Below are 15988 nucleotides of genomic sequence, written 5' to 3'. Positions count from 1 at the left end.
AATGAAAGCCTTACAATATGTCCGAATAATTTTTATGATTCTTGCAATAATTTCCATAAGCTTCATCATTCCGATTGGAACAGCCCTCTATCAAAACGAAGCTTACTTGATTCCGTCTTTTTTAATTCCTACAGCCTTTGTCTTTGCTGTTGCAGCAGTTTTTTTCTTTTTTTTGAGAAACAAAAAAGTCAGACTTTCGGTTTCGGGCGGTATAATATTGGTTGCAGCCGCATGGATAGCTGCGGGTATTTTAGGAGCAATACCATTATGTATTTCAGGCGTAATACCCAACTTTGCAGATGCCGTCTTTGAATCCGTGTCCGGTTTTACAACAACGGGAGCAACGATTCTTACCAATGTCGAAGCCTGCCCCATGACAATGCATGTATGGAGAACCCAGATGCACTGGCTTGGAGGAATGGGAATCGTAGCCCTCACCGTTGCCCTTTTTCCTCTTTTAGGAGTAGGAGGTTTTCAGCTCATCAAAAGTGAAACTACCGGCCCCGACAAGGGAAAGGTAACGGCAAAGATAACCCACACGGCAAAAGCTCTTTGGTTTATATATCTTGGAATGACTATAGTTCAGATAATCCTCTTAATGCTTGCCGGCCTTCCATTCCTCGAAGCCCTCTGCCACACCTTTGCCTCTTTGGGAACAGGAGGCTTTTCTACAAGAAATGCAAGCGTTGGAGCCTTCAATTCTCCGTCGGTTGAAATTATTTGTGCTGTCTTTATGATTTTGGCAGGTGTAAACTTCAGCCTTTATTTTCACCTGTTTACCGGCCATCCGGAAGAATTTTTCCATAATTCGGAACTTAAAGCCTATCTTAAAATAGTATTTGTATCAACCGTTTTAATTGCTATTTCTATCTATCCAATTTACGGAATCGGAGGAGGTTTAAGACAAAGTTTTTTCCAAGTTGCCTCAGTAATAACGACTACAGGCTTTTCAACGGCCGACTATAACGCATGGCCCGAATTCGCAAAAATGGTGTTATTTTTCTTGATGTTTGTCGGAGGATGCTCAGGCTCAACGGCAGGAAGCATCAAGGTAATCCGCTGGCTAATCCTGCAAAAGCAGGCCGGAATGGAAGCAAAACGCCTTTTAAGCCCCCATGGCGTTTTCGGTATTCAGCTTAATAACCGTCCGGGAAGAAAGGACATAGTTTACAGCGTTGCAGGTTTTATGTTTTGCTACTTCCTCTTAACTCTTATTACAGCATTGGTTGCAGCCGCCGACGGAGCTGATCTATTGAGCGGATTTACGGCTTCTCTTGCTCTTATCGGAAACATAGGCCCCGGTTTTGGAAGCGTCGGCCCTGTCGGAAACTTTGCATTTTTTTCATCTCCTGTAAAAATTTTCTTTTCTTTTATAATGCTTGCAGGGCGGTTGGAATTATACACAATGATAATTTATTTTATGCCTGCATTTTGGAAAAGATAACTAGTAGACGGCAATTATTTCCGGAATACGCCATACCGAATCATATTTAGTTATACCTGAATACTCTTCCCAAGCGCTATAAAAAGCATAGTTTCTTTCTTTAGAGACCATTGTACTGTTTGAGGTCATAGGAGGCTGAATATTTAATCCCCGTGAAAAAGTTATTCTAAAGGCATCTAAATTCCCGAAATACCAGCTTTCTCTTTGCGATACACCCATATCAAAGGGAATCGCTTTTGCCATCCCCAAATCAACAGGAATCCAGCCAAAGCCTTCCAGATAAAATTCAGACCACCAATGCAGATAGCAGGTCTGAGCAACATCTACCAAAACGCCGGCTATAGGTTGTGCAGGCAGGCCTGCAGCTCTTGCAATAGCCGCAAATAAAATTGCTATATCGTAAGTATCTGCCTTTTTTTCGGTTAAAGCCTTTACCGGAGAATCCCCCGAGTTCAATATTGAAGACGGAATTATTTCAACATTTTTTAATAAATAATTATATATGCGTCTAGCCTTATTATATGGATTCTTTTCACTTTGAACAATTTCGGCGGCTGTTTTTTGAATTACAGGGTCATTGGATGGAATAAATCCTGTAGCGATAGCATAATTGTCATAGATTTCTTTATTTTGTTGAGAGTTGATTCGGACATTTACAGGATTAACCTTTGTGTTTACCTCATAAGTGTTTAAACCGTATTCTTGCCTTATGTGAATTTTTGTCGAGTCCTTTATATTTTCATATTGATGAATAGCAACTCCCTGATAATCGGCAACAAAAGGCGGAGGCGTGATTGATAAAATTTTAACATCCCTCTGAGAATAAGAAGCGGCAGGAATTGGGACTTTTATAAAAAGAGAATTCTTTTCTGAGGCGGATATATTCGAAATGTCTACCTCAGCAGCAAGAGCAAAATTCTTTTTGTTGGAATAAGTCTTTGTTCCAACCTTATTCTTTATTCTAAAAGGAACAGGATTACTTGCTCCTGCAGAGGTTAGAACCAGCAGCATACCTGAATCTGCACCGTCAGGCACCCTTACATGAAGCTCGTCATTTGACCAAAAAACAAAATCGAAATCATAGTCTGAACATCTGGCCGCTTCAACATCCTGTTTTTGCTCAATCTGTTGGATCATCGCCGGATTAAAATCCGATACAAACAGAACCTGTGAAGACCCTCTTGTTTCTCCAAAATTTTCGCCTGAAATTTTTATAATACTGCCGATTTCGGCAAGATCTTTATTTATGGAAATAATTGACGGAGTGCCGCCTGAAGCTGTTTTATCTCTTATAACCGGAATAGAAGAAACAGAGGCCATAAAGGTAGGCGCCGATTTTTTATTTTGTACCACTACATATAATAGACCGCCTTTTTGGTATTCAGGATATTTAAAGCTTATTTTTGTGTCAGTCCAAATATCACAATTTTCAGCCTGAATAATGGAGTCTCCGATTTCAATCCATGAAGAATCTATCTCATTCCCAAAATTTTCACCTTTTATAACTATATTGTTACCGGCTTCCGCAATAGGAGGTGTTATTTCTATTATCGAGGGATATTTAGCAGTTAAAGACGTTAGATACAAAATAAGAGCTGCAAAGAAACCGAATAAAATAAGAAAAACAGTAAATCTAAAAATAAAAACCTTTTTAAATAAATAAGAAAATCTATTGCCCATTTTTTACAGAAGTTGCAGTTACAGTCGATTTATTATTTAGAAATATAGAATCAGACTTTATATCTACTCCTAAAACATTGTTTAGTTCAAAATCAGAATCTTTTGGGGGTAAATAAAAATTCATATAGTCACAAAGATTTATTTCTTTATTTGTAGAAACATTCTTTTTTATCCCAAAAATATTTGCAACGTTTAATGAAAATTTTTTTTCTGTTTTAGAAGGTTGAGAAATAGGCATAACTGTTTTAAATCCTAAATCCGCATTATCTGAAGCGTTCAAAGTTTTGCTTGTGCTAAGCATAACCATAGGAGTACAAACAAAAAGTAATATTGCAGCGGCAGCTAGAGCGGGTATAGGAATTTTTACAGACTTATACATCCAGCTAGCTGCTTTTTTTTGATTGTTTTCCATCCTCTGAATACATTCTTTCCTTTTGGCATATAACTTTAAAAAAGAACCGTTAAGATCCAGCTCAGGCTGCGATGCTTGTGATAAGTTTAAACTTATGCTCCTATAAAATTCCACAATAAGCTTGCATTTTTCACAAGATTTCAGATGGTCTTCAATTTTTTCTTTCCATGGGGACTCTAATTCTCCATCAACATAGGCCGAATATAAATCTTTATCAGGGCATGTAGACATCACTTTCTCCTATATACTTTGATAATTGTTCACGAGCTCTAAAAACTCGAACCTTAACATTACCTTCGCTTATCCCAAGAATGCTCCCTATCTCCTTGTAGTTCAAACTGCCGTATTCTTTAAGCTGTAAAACAGCCCTTAAATTCTTAGGCAATTTTTCAAGAGCTGCTTGAACGGAATTTATAGACTCTTGTTTTAATACTATCTCCTCTCCAGTATCGACCTTACGAGAGTCTTCCTTTAGAGCTTTAGCATAAGCTTTTCGTTCCCGTCCGCACCTTTTTACATAATTAAGCGATGCATTCCGTGTAACCCTAATAAGCCAGTACTTAGCATCATCCATTGACGGAAAGTCCATTTTTTTCTCTGTCATTTTTATTAAAGAATCATGACAGATATCTTCAGCTACGTCCCCTTCTCTGACTATATTGTAGGCTACTTTATAAATAACAGGCATAAGGGCCTCGTAGATTGCTCTAAAGTCTTCATCTGATGTTGCCCTCAAAATACCTTTCCCTTTAAACATTCCGAACTCCAAGACGTTACAGTTTTATTAAAAAATCATAAAACTTATAATTTTTTCCATGTTGTTTTACCGGCCTGATCTTCTAGGATAATACCCATACCCTTTAGTTTATCCCTAATTTCATCAGCCAACTTATAATTTTTGTCAAGTTTTGCCGAAGCTCTCTCCTCTATTAATCTAAGAATTTCGGATTCATCGATTTCAATAGAACCTTTATCTTTTAGCGTATTAAGGGATTCTTCTATCAATTTAATGCCTAAAATCGAATCCATAGCGGCAAGGACCGTTAATACATCCTTTTGCGGAATGTTTTTTCCTTTTATCAAAAGCTGCAGCTCCGATAAGGCCTTGGGTGTAGATAAATCATCTTCCATAGCGGCAATAAAATTATCAAAGCAGCTGAGAGCTTTTTCATTTTTTATTATGTCTTTTGCACTTTTAAGGTTAAGGTTTTCAGTCAAGGATACATATTTCCTTATTTCGGCATCCGATAATCCATCCAACCATTTTGCAACTCTGTTATTTAAGTTTTTTCGGCCGTTTTTTGCCGTTTCCATAGCTTCCCATGAAAAGGTAAGCTGACTTCGGTAATGCCCGCCCAAGAGCAAGAAACGGTAGTCAAGGGCTGAAAAACCCTTATTGATAACATCTTCTAAAATGATAAAAGACCCGGAAGATTTAGACATCTTGCCCTTATTCATAACGAGGAATTCGTTATGAAGCCAATAGTTTACCCATTTTTTTCCCGTAGCTCCTTCGGATTGGGCTATTTCATTGGTATGGTGTACCCTTATATGGTCTATACCGCCCTTGTGAATATCGATTTGTTCTCCCAGATACTTCATACTCATGGCAGAGCACTCGATATGCCAGCCGGGATAGCCCCGTCCCCAAGGCGAATCCCAGATAAGGGCCTGATTTTCAAACTTGCTCTTTGTAAACCAAAGAACAAAATCATGAGGATTGCGTTTATTTTTATCTATTTCGATACGGGCTCCGGCCTTAAGGTCTTCAAGGTTTATATTTGCCAACTCTCCGTATTTAGGAAAGGTAGAAATATCATAGTAAAGGTTTCCGCCCGCCATGTAGGTGTGCCCGTTTGCTTCTATTCTTTTTATAAGCTCTATCATTTCATTTATGTGCTCTGTAGCCTTGCAGACAATACCGGGTCTTTCGATATTCAGCCTTTCGGTATCGTTAAAAAAGGCCTTTGTATAAAATTCTGCAATTTCAAGCACCGATTTTCCGCGTTCTTCAGCAGATTTTACCATCTTATCTTCGCCCGAATCTTCGTCATCGGTTAGATGCCCGACATCGGTTATATTCATAACATGGGTAACATCATAACCTAAAAATCTTAAAGTCTTAACAAGAATATCCTGAAAAACGTAGGTGCGTAAGTTTCCTATATGTGCATAGTCATATACGGTAGGCCCGCAGCCGTAAACTCCAGCCTTGCCTTCATGAATAGGAACAAATTCTTCTTTTTTATTACCCAAGGTATTATGTAATTTTAAGCTCATACATCTTACTCCTTCTATATATCTTGTTACCTAATACATAATAGTATATACTAAAATCAAATGAATAATTTATTTAGTATACTTCATAATACCCCTTTATTTCAAGAGGGAACTATAGAATTCGATAAGGCCATAAAGCCTCTTACAGCATACAAGATTGGGGGTCCTGCAGACGCTCTTTTTTATCCTAAAAATGAAGACCATTTAAAAGAAGCCTTAATTTTTTTAAGCAAAAATAAGATTCCGGCCTCATTAATGGGCGGCGGAACAAACGTTCTTGTCTCAGATAAGGGGGTTCGAGGTGTTTTAATAAGCCTAAAAAACTTAAACAAGATAGAAGTCATAGGTGAATCTAAGGACAAGGTTTTTGTAAGAGCCGGATCTGGAGTCCTCACCGATAATCTTACAAAATGGGCTGTAGAAAAAGCTTTTTCAGGTCTGGAGTGTTTTGGAGGTCTCCCCGGAAGTGTAGGGGGGGCTGTATTTATGAATGCACGCTGTTATGATGTTTCAATCTCGGATAGATTAAAATCCGTAAAATATATCTTAGCCGATGATGACAGAACGGAATTTACAGAATATGAATACAATCCTTCCGATTGGGATTATAAGGTTTCGCCCTTTCAACAAAATCCGGTAAGTACCGAGATTACAAAAGATAGAAAAATAGTGCTTTCTGCCGTATTTACATTAACCCATGGAATAAAAGAAGAAATTGCTGCAAAAACCGAGGAAAAAGTTCAAGATAGAATTTTAAAGGGGCATTTTAAGGCTCCTTCTGCCGGAAGTACATTTAAAAATAATAGAGCCTTTGGACAGCCCAGCGGCAAGCTGATAGAGGATGCGGGATTAAAAGGCCTTTGTGAAGGAGGTGCTCAGGTGGCTCCTTGGCATGGGAATTTTGTAATTAACCGAGATGAAGCCTCCGCTTCAGACGTAAAAACTTTGATAGAAAAGGTTCAAAAAACTGTTAAAGATAAGACTGGTTTTTTCCTTGAGACGGAAGTTATTTTTTCAGGCGATTGGAATTAGATTTTTTAGAGATTACCGCAATAAAACGTAAGAAATTGCAAATATTTCTGTAAAATTACACAAAAATATATAAAATTCTTTTAAATTCGCTTGACTTCTTTTTTCTTTTAATGTATATTAGATATATCAAGAGCAGGTAACACTGCCGAATATCTTTAAGGAGAGAAAAAGATGAAAACATTATTTAAACTGATTAAGTCAAACAGAAAAAGCGGAAACCCTCAAAGATCTGAATTACTTACACCGCAAGAAAAAATTCAAGAGCAGACCCTTGTTTGGAAAGCTCATGTAGGGATCAACTACTTTACAATCTAATTTTGTAAATACTTTGAGGCCATAAAATCTTTATTTAAAGATTTATCCATAAAACTGAAGACCCGCAGAAGCGGGTCTTTTTTAGTGGTTACAATATTCAATATACATAAGATAAGTCAAATTGAACTGATAAGAATATTTTTGTAATTCTATATACCGCCCCTAAGCCCTTTTTCCATCCACATTATTTGTTTTTTAAAGTGCATTATAAATGTCTGAGGTTCCCAGTTTTCCACAAAGGACCTTGATATGAGGCTATGAACGATGGCTTTGGTAAACTCTATGAGCTCTTTTATATCTTCATGTGAAGACAGGGAAGGCAGACTCTCTTTTAAATTTGAAAAATAGTTTTCTTCCATCTCAGAAACTTTTTCAATTTGAAGGTTATTTTTGCGGTATTCAAGCCAAGCTTTATCTAAATCGGGTGTCCAATAAAGAAAGCGGTTATGATATAGATTTCTCTTGGATTTTTTATAAAGCTCCTTTGCTAAAATTTCTCCATATCGTAAAAGGGCATTAAAAAAATCGTAATCCATTTCCTTTAAAGCTTCTTGAAAAAGGGCGTGAACATCCATATTTTCGGAGCTTAAAATCGTAAAAAAACATTCTTCTAAACTTTCAAAATATTGATAAAAACTTCCTCTGGCTATGCTAAGGGTTTTTACAATATCTGAAACGCTTGCTTGAAAAAGAGGCTTTTCTTCAAATTCTTTTTTGCAGGTTTCGAGGATTCGTTTTTGTTTTTCTTGCGGCAAATTTAAAAATGTTTTTTTCGGCATCTTATAATGTATCAAGTTTAATATAAAAAAAGTATTTATGCAAGGCAAAAAAACTGATTTCCATCGGTGTAAACAGGAAAAAAATCAATAGCTTTATAATCGAGATCAAAAAGAATCTCTAGCCAATTTTTATAATTTATGCTATCATTCTCCTATGGCACATTGTATAGCTCCGGAAGCGGAAAAAATTTTGGATAAAGAATTTAAGGTTCTTGATAAGGGCTTTATCAGATTGGTAGACTACATGGGAACTGATGCCCGCATAGTGCAGTCAGCCCGTGTTTCTTATGGGGAAGGTACTAAAACCGTCCGTGAAGATGCAGGCTTGATAGATTATCTTTTGCGGAATAAGCACACCTCTCCTTTTGAACAAGTGGTTTTTACCTTTCATGTAAAGCTTCCCATTTTTGTAGCCCGTCAGTGGATCAGGCATAGGACTGCCCGCTTAAACGAAATTTCGGGACGGTATTCTATCTTAAAGCCTGAGTTTTATGTACCCGCCGGAAACGATATAGCTTTGCAAAGCAGCGACAATAAGCAGGGCAGAATGAATGAGGCCGTTCCTCAAGACCTTCAAAATGAAGTTATAAATTCTTTACAAAAACAACAAGAAGAAATTTATGCAGGCTACTCTAAATTGCTTGATAAAAATATTGCAAGAGAGCTTGCCAGAATAAACCTTCCCCTTTCCACTTATACCGAATGGTATTGGCAAATAGACTTGCATAATCTTTTTCATTTTTTGCGGCTGCGTATGGATGCTCATGCGCAAAAAGAAATTAGAGACTATGCCGAAGTGATGTTCGAGATTTGTAAAACCGTAACCCCCCTTGCCTGTGCTTCTTTTGAGCGGCATGAAAAAAACGGCGTAAACTTTTCGGCAGAAGAACTTGAAGCTATACGCAATTTAATAGCCGGAAAAGACAGCGGCTTAAAAGGAAAAGAGCTTGAACGCTTTAACGAAAAACTTAAAAGCGGAAGACAAATCTAAAACGCAAGGAACAGCAAAATGAGAAAGCGAGATTATTTTGTCGTTACGGCTTTCGCTTTAAGCCTTATACTTTTATTTTTACAGCAATTTTATCCCGAAAATACACCCGGAATTATTATCCATACAATAGATATTTTAATTCTTCTATTCGTTATTTCAGAAACTTTTTTTGCAGTCCGTAAGGAAAAGTATATACGCAAATATTTTCAAAATAATTTTGTAGATTTTTTAGCCGTACTTATTTTTGCCTTAACTTTTATTATCTTTAAAATACAAATAGGTTTTAAAAATATTTCTGAAGAGCTAAGTATTGTTTTTGATATTTTTAAAAATATCTTTTTGTTTGGAAAAATAATTAGATTGATAAGCAAGCGGGCAGGATTAACTGCAAAAATTATTTCAAACCCTGCCCGTACTTTGATTATTTCATTTTTTATGGTAATAATCATCGGCAGTTTTTTACTTATGCTTCCTGCAGCATCTGCAAAAGGCTCTCCCTTAAATTTTTTAACGGCACTTTTTACGTCTGCTTCCGCCGTATGTGTTACAGGATTAAGTGTTATAGATATTTCTTCCGAACTTACCATAGTCGGAAAATTTATTCTGATTGTTTTAATTCAAGTCGGAGGACTAGGCATAATGGTTTTTTCATTTTTCGGAATGCTTGCCTTCCGAAAAAAAATGACGGTCAGTGAAAAGCTCACAATTTCTTACATGGTCAGTGAAGATGACATGTCAAACCTTTTTAAAACATTAAGAGTAATTGTTTTATCTACATTCTTTATAGAGGCCCTAAGTGCTGTATTTTTATTTATAGGGTTTTCACGCATTTTAGGCTTCAATCTTAAAACCCTAGGCTTTGCATTATTTCATGCAATATCCGCATTCTGTAATGCGGGCTTTGCTCTTTTTTCAAACAATTTGGAATCTTTTACCTCCGATATTATTATCAGTTTAACAATAGGCTTTACCATAATTTTAGGCGGAATAAGTTTTGCAGTTATTTATGATGTTTTAGCTAAGGTTAGGACAGATATAAAAAATACATTTTTAAAGAAAAAAAAGACAGATTATTTAATTTCGGTAAATACAAAAATGATTTTAAGCCTTACGGTTTTTATTCTTTTTATTTCTTTTGCTCTTTTTTATTTACTTGAGCATCGCAATACTATGAAAGAGATGTCTTTGGGAACTCAATACCTTGCAAGTTTTTTTCAAGCTATAACATTGCGTACCGCAGGTTTTTCTACGGTTTCCTTCCTTAATTTAACAAATGCAACCTTGCTTTTTATGATATTTATAATGTTCATGGGAGGAGCTGCAGGAAGTACAGCCGGAGGAATAAAGCTGAACACAATTGCAGTGGTCTTTGCTTTTTTTAAATCTTTTTTAAAAAATCAAAAAACGGTTGTAATTAAAAATGTTTCGGTGCCTGAAGAACAAGTAAAAAAAGCTTTTTTAATTTTCGGTTTCGGACTTGCGGCAATTTCAGTTGGAATTTTTTTATTAACAATTACCGAAAGCCTTCCTTTTTTAGCATTATTGTTTGAAACCGTTTCGGCCTTTGCAACAGTAGGTCTTTCTACAGGAATAACGGCAGCTCTTTCACCGGCCGGTAAAATAGTAATAATAATCTTAATGTTTATCGGAAGGGTAGGCCCCTTAACTTTTTTAACTGCGGCCGGTAAAAACCAAAAAAATGATGATATAGAATATCCTTATGGAAATATAGCAATAGGATAATGGGAGAAAAATATATGGAAACAAATAAAAACTTTGCAGTCATAGGTTTGGGAGAATTCGGTTCAAGAATTTGTGAAGTTCTTGTAGACGGAGGTGCTTCAGTAGTCGCTTTTGATCATGACATTCAAGCCGTCGAAAGAATAAAAAAAATCGTTCCGGCAGCAATGCTTGTAGAAACTACAAATGAAGAAGCTCTTTTAAAAGCCCCATTAGATGATGTGGAAGTCGCCATAGTCGCCATAGGCAATAATATAGAAGCAAGCGTTTTAACTACAACTCTTTTAAAGCAAAGGGATATTCCCTATGTTTTAGCGCGTGCCGTTTCACCTCTCCATGCAACCGTTTTAAGAAGGGTTGGAGCAAACGAAGTTTTAAATATCGAAATATCGGCTGCAACAAGAATTGCGAGGCGGCTTATTTCTCCCGATGTAATGGATTCAATCGCCGTTACAAAAGATTTTTCAATAAAAGAAATAATCTTGCCTAAATTCTTTATCGGAAAAACGGTCGCAGCTCTTGCTCTAAAAGAAAAATTCAATATTACTTTGATTGCTCTTGTTAGAATGGATTTGGATATAGATTCTGTCGGCAACCCAGTCAAGCAGGAAGCTATGCACTATCCTGAAGATGATTTTGAGTTGAGAGAAGGCGATAAACTTTTTTTGATAGGCTCAAATATAAAGCTTGAAGAATTTAGAAATATGTAACGGAGCAAATATGATTTTTATTGAAAAAAAACTATTGTTTATAAGCTTAGCTGTCTCATTTGTTTTTATGATAATAACAGCTTTTTGGGCATATAGTGTAGGTATGAAAATCCCTCTTAAAGGCGATTCCGAACTTGTTTTATTTTTGGGCTTTATATTTTCAGGTTTGCAGCTAATTATAATTATCAATATCATAATAGGTGCAATAAAAAGGAAAAAAGATTTTTTTACTTTAATGGAAACCATAAAAGCCGGAGGAATCTTATCTGAAAAAAAAGTTGCAAGATTAGGTTCTGCAGGTTTTTTTTTACAAGACGCTCTTAGCGTATCCAATACGATCACTGCACAAAAGAGCTTAAAAATTGCAAGTCTTAACGGCTTGATTAAAAGTTTAGTTGACATGATAGATATTCCTGTAGCAATAGTCAACCTCAATGGAGAAATCGTAGAAGTCTCTCAAAAAATTAAAGCCGAAATAGATTATAACAAAGATTTAAATATAGCAGATATTATTCCTCAAATAGATATTCGAGAAGCCTTTAAAGCTGCCTCCATAAGTCATCTTCCCGTAGAGCAAGGAGACAATGTTTTAATCCCCGTTTTTTCAACTATAGGCGATATAGCATACTTTTTGATTGATACTTCCAAACAGGGAGCCTTATCAAAATTTATCAATAACTTTATACCGCCTAAAAAAGAAGAGGTTTCCAAACAAACAAAAAAAGGATTTTTTAAAATTTTAGGAAACTCAAAAAAAAATTAGGTTCTTGTATTGACATAAACTTTATAAAATCATGACAAATTATAAATTTTATGTTAGAATAAATTTGTATGCATAATTTTAAGGAGTACTATTAAGATGTATTTTTTTATAAATGATTACAGCGAGGGGTGTCACCCTAAAATTCTTCAAGCATTGACGGAAACAAATGAAGAGCAAACTGTCGGTTACGGCTGCGATAAATATTGTGAAGAAGCGGCAGACCTTATCTTAAAAGAACTGGATGCGCCTCAAAGCAATGTGTATTTTTTTTCAGGCGGAACTCAGACTAACCTCACTATGATAGCCTCCGTATTAAGACCGCATCAGGGAGTTATCGCTGCTGATACAGGGCATATAAATGTACATGAGTCGGGGGCTATCGAAGCTTGCGGACACAAGGTTCTTACCATTGAATCGGCAAACGGAAAAATAACGGCGGAGCAGGCCGAAGTTCTTATAAAAGCTCACTATGATGATCCCACAGCCGAGCACATGGTTCAGCCTGGAATGATTTATATTTCAAACCCTACAGAACTCGGTACCATTTATTCAAAAAAAGAATTACAGGATTTAAAACTGACTGCTCAAAAATATTCCGTACCCCTCTATGTTGACGGTGCCCGTCTAGGGACAGCCCTTACGGCTGACAATAACGATTTAAGCCTTGCAGACATGGCAAGATATACGGATGCCTTTTATATAGGCGGAACAAAGATGGGAGCTCTTTTCGGGGAAGCTCTTATCATCAACAATCCTGCTCTTCAAAAGGACTTTAGATACATTCAAAACCAAAAAGGCGGGCTTTTTGCAAAGGGTAGACTTTTAGGCCTTCAGTTTAAAACTCTTTTTACGGATAAGCTTTACTTCGAAATAGGAAAAACAATGAATGAAACGGCAAAGCTGATCCGCAAAGGTTTTTCCGATAGGGGCTTTTCTTTTTTTATAGAAAGCGAAACAAATCAGAGCTTCCCGATAATAGAAACCAGCCTTTTATCCAAAATAGAAAAAGAATTTAAATGCGAATTTTGGACAAAGGTTTCAGAAAACCAAACAGCCGTGCGCTTTTGCACATCTTGGGCGACAACAAAAGAGGCTGTAAAAAACTTGTTTGAATTTTTGGATGAAATATCCTCACAAACTAATTAAAACAAAAAAAGCTCCTTCCCAAAAGGAAAGAGCTTTTTTATTTCGGTTAAAGCTATGTTTTTCCGAAACCTATTCAATCTTAGAATAGATTGTTTTTAAAATTTCGGTTTTCAGCTTTTCGCCTTCTTCAAGCATCTTATTACACTCAGTTCTTGTTTTTTCGCAGAGGGGGGCATCATCGATTCCGCCTAGATTTATCTTAACATTTAAGATAGCGCCTTCCAAACCGGAGCGGGCATTAAGGGCTGCAACGCCGATATCGGAGGCAGCATTTTTGTTTCCGTGAATGGCAATAATGGGTAAAAAGCGAAGTACATCCAAACAGGTCTTAGCTGTTTCAAGCGGAACCTGCATAGCTACAACGGTAGCATCGGACATAGCCTTGCTGCGCTTTGCCTTTTGCTCATCGGTGTTCTTGGGCAACTTTAGGGCTTCCATAAAGGCATTAAAGGCCTGAGTGTCTTCATCAATAATTTCAACCAAGCGTTTTTGTGCCTTTTCTAATTTCGGAAGCTGAGCCTTAAATTCTTCTTGAGTTTTTTCATCGAGGGAAGCAAAAGCTTTTTTTCCTGTAGTCAGGCGGATAACCATCTCTCCCAATGCAGAGGCGAGCGAGCCTGCCAATGCAGAAACTGAGCCTCCTCCGGGAGCCGGTGAATCGCTTGCTGTTTCTGCAACAAAATCATTTACAGTCATCTTTACTAATTCCATAAAATATCTCCTATTATTCAAATTATTTTTGTTTGGTCAATTCAAATATCATAATTAATTATTATAAACTATCCGGCTGTTTTCGGCAACAAGCCTTCCCTTTTTCCAAACTTGATAAGCGGAATTTACGCCGAAGTGATAAACAAGGTAATCTATGTTGGGGGCATCAAAGATAACAAGGTCGGCCTGTTTTCCTTCTTCAATGCTGCCTATAGTTTTTTCACGATCTATCGCATAAGCTGCATTGATTGTAACGCCTCGTAAAATTTGTGCAGGCAAAAGCTTCATCTTATAACAGGCTGCCCACATAGCCATTTGCAGGTTTTCTGTCGGGCTGCTTCCGGGGTTGTAATCGGTTGCAAGGGCAACCCTTACGCCTTCTTCAATCATCTTTTTTGCAGGTGCATAAATGGGTGACATCAAAAAGAAGGAAGTCGCAGGGAGAAGAACGGCAACAGTTCCGGATTTTGCAAGAGCCGTAATGCCCTCATCGGATATAGCCATCAAGTGTTCGGCTGAGTGAGCATTCATCTTTGCTGCAAGTTCCGCTCCCTTTAAAGGAATAATTTCATCGGCATGAAGTTTCAGCTTAAAACCTAAGCCGGCAGCGGCCTTCATTATTCTTTCGGTTTCTTCTACGGAAAAAATCTTGTCTTCACAAAAGGCATCGGAGAATTCTGCCAAGCCGCGTTTTTTAACCTCGGGCATAACCTCTTCTATCATAAACTTGATATAGCCTTCTTTGTTGTCCCTAAATTCGGGCGGAGTTGCATGAGCACCCATATAGGTTGAAACAATATCGATTGGGTGGTTTTTATTCAGATAAGAATTTATTTCAAGACATTTAATTTCGGTTTCCATGTCGAGGCCGTAACCGCTTTTCGATTCGGCAGTGGTTGTACCGTGAATAAGCATTCGGTCAAGGCTAGTCAAAGCTTTTTGCGTCAACTCTTCTTTTGAAGCTGATCTGGTAGCTCTTACAGTGCTGAAAATACCGCCGCCGCTTGCATGAATTTCAAGATAAGTTTTTCCTGCAAGTTTCATTGCAAGCTCATGCTCGCGTGAACCGCCGTGCACCAAGTGGGTGTGAGCATCGATAAGCCCTGCCGTAATAGTCTTTCCCCGTGCATCTATTATTTTTTCGGCTTGGTTTTTTAAACTTTCGGGAACTTCTCCCTTACCCACTTTTTGGATTAGACCGTCTTCTACAACGATGTAGCCGGCGAAGGCCTTATCAAAATCTTCTCCTTTTTTTTCGGTAGAAGAAAAAATACTGTTGCTTATAAATAAAATCATTTTGAATCCTCCATAAAAAATAAAATTAGTTTATAAAATATCTTAAAATATCTTTTAGATTTAAATTTACGGCATTGGTTATAAATTTAAAAATATCGTCTGCTTGTATTTTATTTAATGTAGTAAAAAAGGTGAGCGGATTTTTTAATTCATTGATGTTATTTAAACCTGCAGCTTCAAGAGAATAATCGGCAAGACCGCCGTAATTTTCGAATTTCCAATCTTCCGTCATACTAAAAAGAGCTCTACCCTTTTTATCGAAAAAGACGGAATAATTTTTTTTATCGTTAGGATTATATTTGTTTTTTATATTTCCGTTCCATTTTAGCGGGAAGCAATCGGCATCAAAACCTGCTTCCTTTACTTTTTCACGGATAGCCCTCTCTATTCCATCAGAAACAACTATTATCTGGAACTGGTCTTTTAGGCCCTCATTTTCTGCCGTTTTTTTATAATAGCCGGCTGCCTTTTTATATGCAGCCGATTTTAAGGCATCGCTGTCATCCGCAAAAATCAGCCATGTTACGGTATAACCCCTTAAATCTTCATCCTTTATTTGCTTAACTACTTCCTTGTTTTCTTGGATCAGAGAGTCTAAAAGCTCACATCCGGTAAAAATAAACACAAGGAATATCATAAAAAGAATTGATATGATTTTTTTCATATTACCTCCATAAGAGCGGGATAAA

At 37.0% G+C, this 15988-nt stretch carries 16 protein-coding genes; 8 read left to right on the top strand and 8 right to left on the bottom strand.

Annotated elements, in window-relative coordinates; translation table 11 throughout:
• Position 1 precedes the first annotated feature (1 nt).
• Positions 2 to 1444, top strand: a complete 1443-nt coding sequence (locus E4N78_RS13385) for a TrkH family potassium uptake protein (RefSeq protein WP_255811030.1) — start codon at positions 2 to 4, stop codon at positions 1442 to 1444.
• Here the strand turns inward: E4N78_RS13385 and E4N78_RS13380 are convergent, their stop codons facing one another.
• The 4 genes from E4N78_RS13380 to E4N78_RS13365 are packed head-to-tail and all read right to left on the bottom strand — an operon-like array spanning position 1445 to position 5816.
• Positions 1445 to 3124: a transglutaminase domain-containing protein gene (locus E4N78_RS13380; RefSeq protein WP_255811029.1), complete on the bottom strand. Its 1680-nt coding sequence runs from the start codon at positions 3122 to 3124 to the stop codon at positions 1445 to 1447.
• Positions 3114 to 3767: an anti-sigma factor family protein gene (locus E4N78_RS13375; RefSeq protein ID WP_255811028.1), complete on the bottom strand. Its 654-nt coding sequence runs from the start codon at positions 3765 to 3767 to the stop codon at positions 3114 to 3116. Before E4N78_RS13375 ends, E4N78_RS13380 begins: the two co-directional genes overlap by 11 nt.
• The gene (locus E4N78_RS13370) at positions 3751 to 4293 is read right to left on the bottom strand and encodes an RNA polymerase sigma factor (RefSeq protein WP_255811027.1); all 543 of its coding nucleotides are present in this window, start codon (positions 4291 to 4293) and stop codon (positions 3751 to 3753) included. Before E4N78_RS13370 ends, E4N78_RS13375 begins: the two co-directional genes overlap by 17 nt.
• A gap of 44 nt (positions 4294 to 4337) precedes the next feature.
• Complete coding sequence (locus tag E4N78_RS13365) at positions 4338 to 5816, bottom strand: cysteine--tRNA ligase (RefSeq protein WP_255811026.1); 1479 nt, start codon at positions 5814 to 5816, stop codon at positions 4338 to 4340.
• A gap of 60 nt (positions 5817 to 5876) precedes the next feature.
• Here E4N78_RS13365 and murB point away from each other — a divergent pair, with 60 nt between their 5' ends.
• Positions 5877 to 6848 carry a UDP-N-acetylmuramate dehydrogenase gene (gene murB / locus E4N78_RS13360; RefSeq protein WP_255811025.1) on the top strand — a complete coding sequence of 324 codons (972 nt, stop codon included), beginning with the start codon at positions 5877 to 5879 and terminating at the stop codon, positions 6846 to 6848.
• A gap of 171 nt (positions 6849 to 7019) precedes the next feature.
• Positions 7020 to 7163 carry a hypothetical protein gene (locus tag E4N78_RS13355; protein WP_255811024.1) on the top strand — a complete coding sequence of 48 codons (144 nt, stop codon included), beginning with the start codon at positions 7020 to 7022 and terminating at the stop codon, positions 7161 to 7163.
• Positions 7164 to 7312: 149 nt separating this feature from the next.
• On the opposite strand, the gene E4N78_RS13350 is transcribed toward E4N78_RS13355, so the two are convergent.
• Positions 7313 to 7942, bottom strand: a complete 630-nt coding sequence (locus tag E4N78_RS13350) for a TetR/AcrR family transcriptional regulator (protein WP_255811023.1) — start codon at positions 7940 to 7942, stop codon at positions 7313 to 7315.
• A 154-nt stretch (positions 7943 to 8096) separates the two neighbouring features.
• Here E4N78_RS13350 and thyX point away from each other — a divergent pair, with 154 nt between their 5' ends.
• The 5 genes from thyX to E4N78_RS13325 all read left to right on the top strand — a co-directional run bounded on the left by thyX (position 8097) and on the right by E4N78_RS13325 (position 13292).
• The gene (gene thyX, locus E4N78_RS13345; RefSeq protein ID WP_255811022.1) at positions 8097 to 8933 is read left to right on the top strand and encodes an FAD-dependent thymidylate synthase; all 837 of its coding nucleotides are present in this window, start codon (positions 8097 to 8099) and stop codon (positions 8931 to 8933) included.
• 18 nt (positions 8934 to 8951) lie between these two features.
• Entirely contained in the window at positions 8952 to 10676 is a 1725-nt protein-coding gene (locus E4N78_RS13340; RefSeq protein ID WP_255811021.1) for a TrkH family potassium uptake protein, read from the top strand.
• A 14-nt stretch (positions 10677 to 10690) separates the two neighbouring features.
• Positions 10691 to 11383, top strand: a complete 693-nt coding sequence (locus E4N78_RS13335) for a potassium channel family protein (RefSeq protein WP_255811020.1) — start codon at positions 10691 to 10693, stop codon at positions 11381 to 11383.
• 10 nt (positions 11384 to 11393) lie between these two features.
• The gene (locus E4N78_RS13330) at positions 11394 to 12146 is read left to right on the top strand and encodes a hypothetical protein (protein ID WP_255811019.1); all 753 of its coding nucleotides are present in this window, start codon (positions 11394 to 11396) and stop codon (positions 12144 to 12146) included.
• Positions 12147 to 12242: 96 nt separating this feature from the next.
• Positions 12243 to 13292: a threonine aldolase family protein gene (locus E4N78_RS13325; RefSeq protein WP_255811018.1), complete on the top strand. Its 1050-nt coding sequence runs from the start codon at positions 12243 to 12245 to the stop codon at positions 13290 to 13292.
• 69 nt (positions 13293 to 13361) lie between these two features.
• On the opposite strand, the gene E4N78_RS13320 is transcribed toward E4N78_RS13325, so the two are convergent.
• From E4N78_RS13320 to E4N78_RS13310, 3 genes are read right to left on the bottom strand one after another with little or no spacing between them, the layout of a single operon-like run.
• Positions 13362 to 14003 carry a cyclodeaminase/cyclohydrolase family protein gene (locus E4N78_RS13320; RefSeq protein WP_255811017.1) on the bottom strand — a complete coding sequence of 214 codons (642 nt, stop codon included), beginning with the start codon at positions 14001 to 14003 and terminating at the stop codon, positions 13362 to 13364.
• 54 nt (positions 14004 to 14057) lie between these two features.
• The gene (gene hutI, locus E4N78_RS13315; protein ID WP_255811016.1) at positions 14058 to 15299 is read right to left on the bottom strand and encodes an imidazolonepropionase; all 1242 of its coding nucleotides are present in this window, start codon (positions 15297 to 15299) and stop codon (positions 14058 to 14060) included.
• 25 nt (positions 15300 to 15324) lie between these two features.
• Positions 15325 to 15963: a hypothetical protein gene (locus tag E4N78_RS13310; RefSeq protein ID WP_255811015.1), complete on the bottom strand. Its 639-nt coding sequence runs from the start codon at positions 15961 to 15963 to the stop codon at positions 15325 to 15327.
• Positions 15964 to 15988: the final 25 nt, after the last annotated feature.

The organism is Treponema denticola (genome assembly GCF_024400535.1).
GTDB lineage: Bacteria > Spirochaetota > Spirochaetia > Treponematales > Treponemataceae > Treponema_B > Treponema_B denticola_C.
Note: the sequence above shows the minus strand (reverse complement) of the source record. Positions and strands in the feature narration are given on the sequence as shown.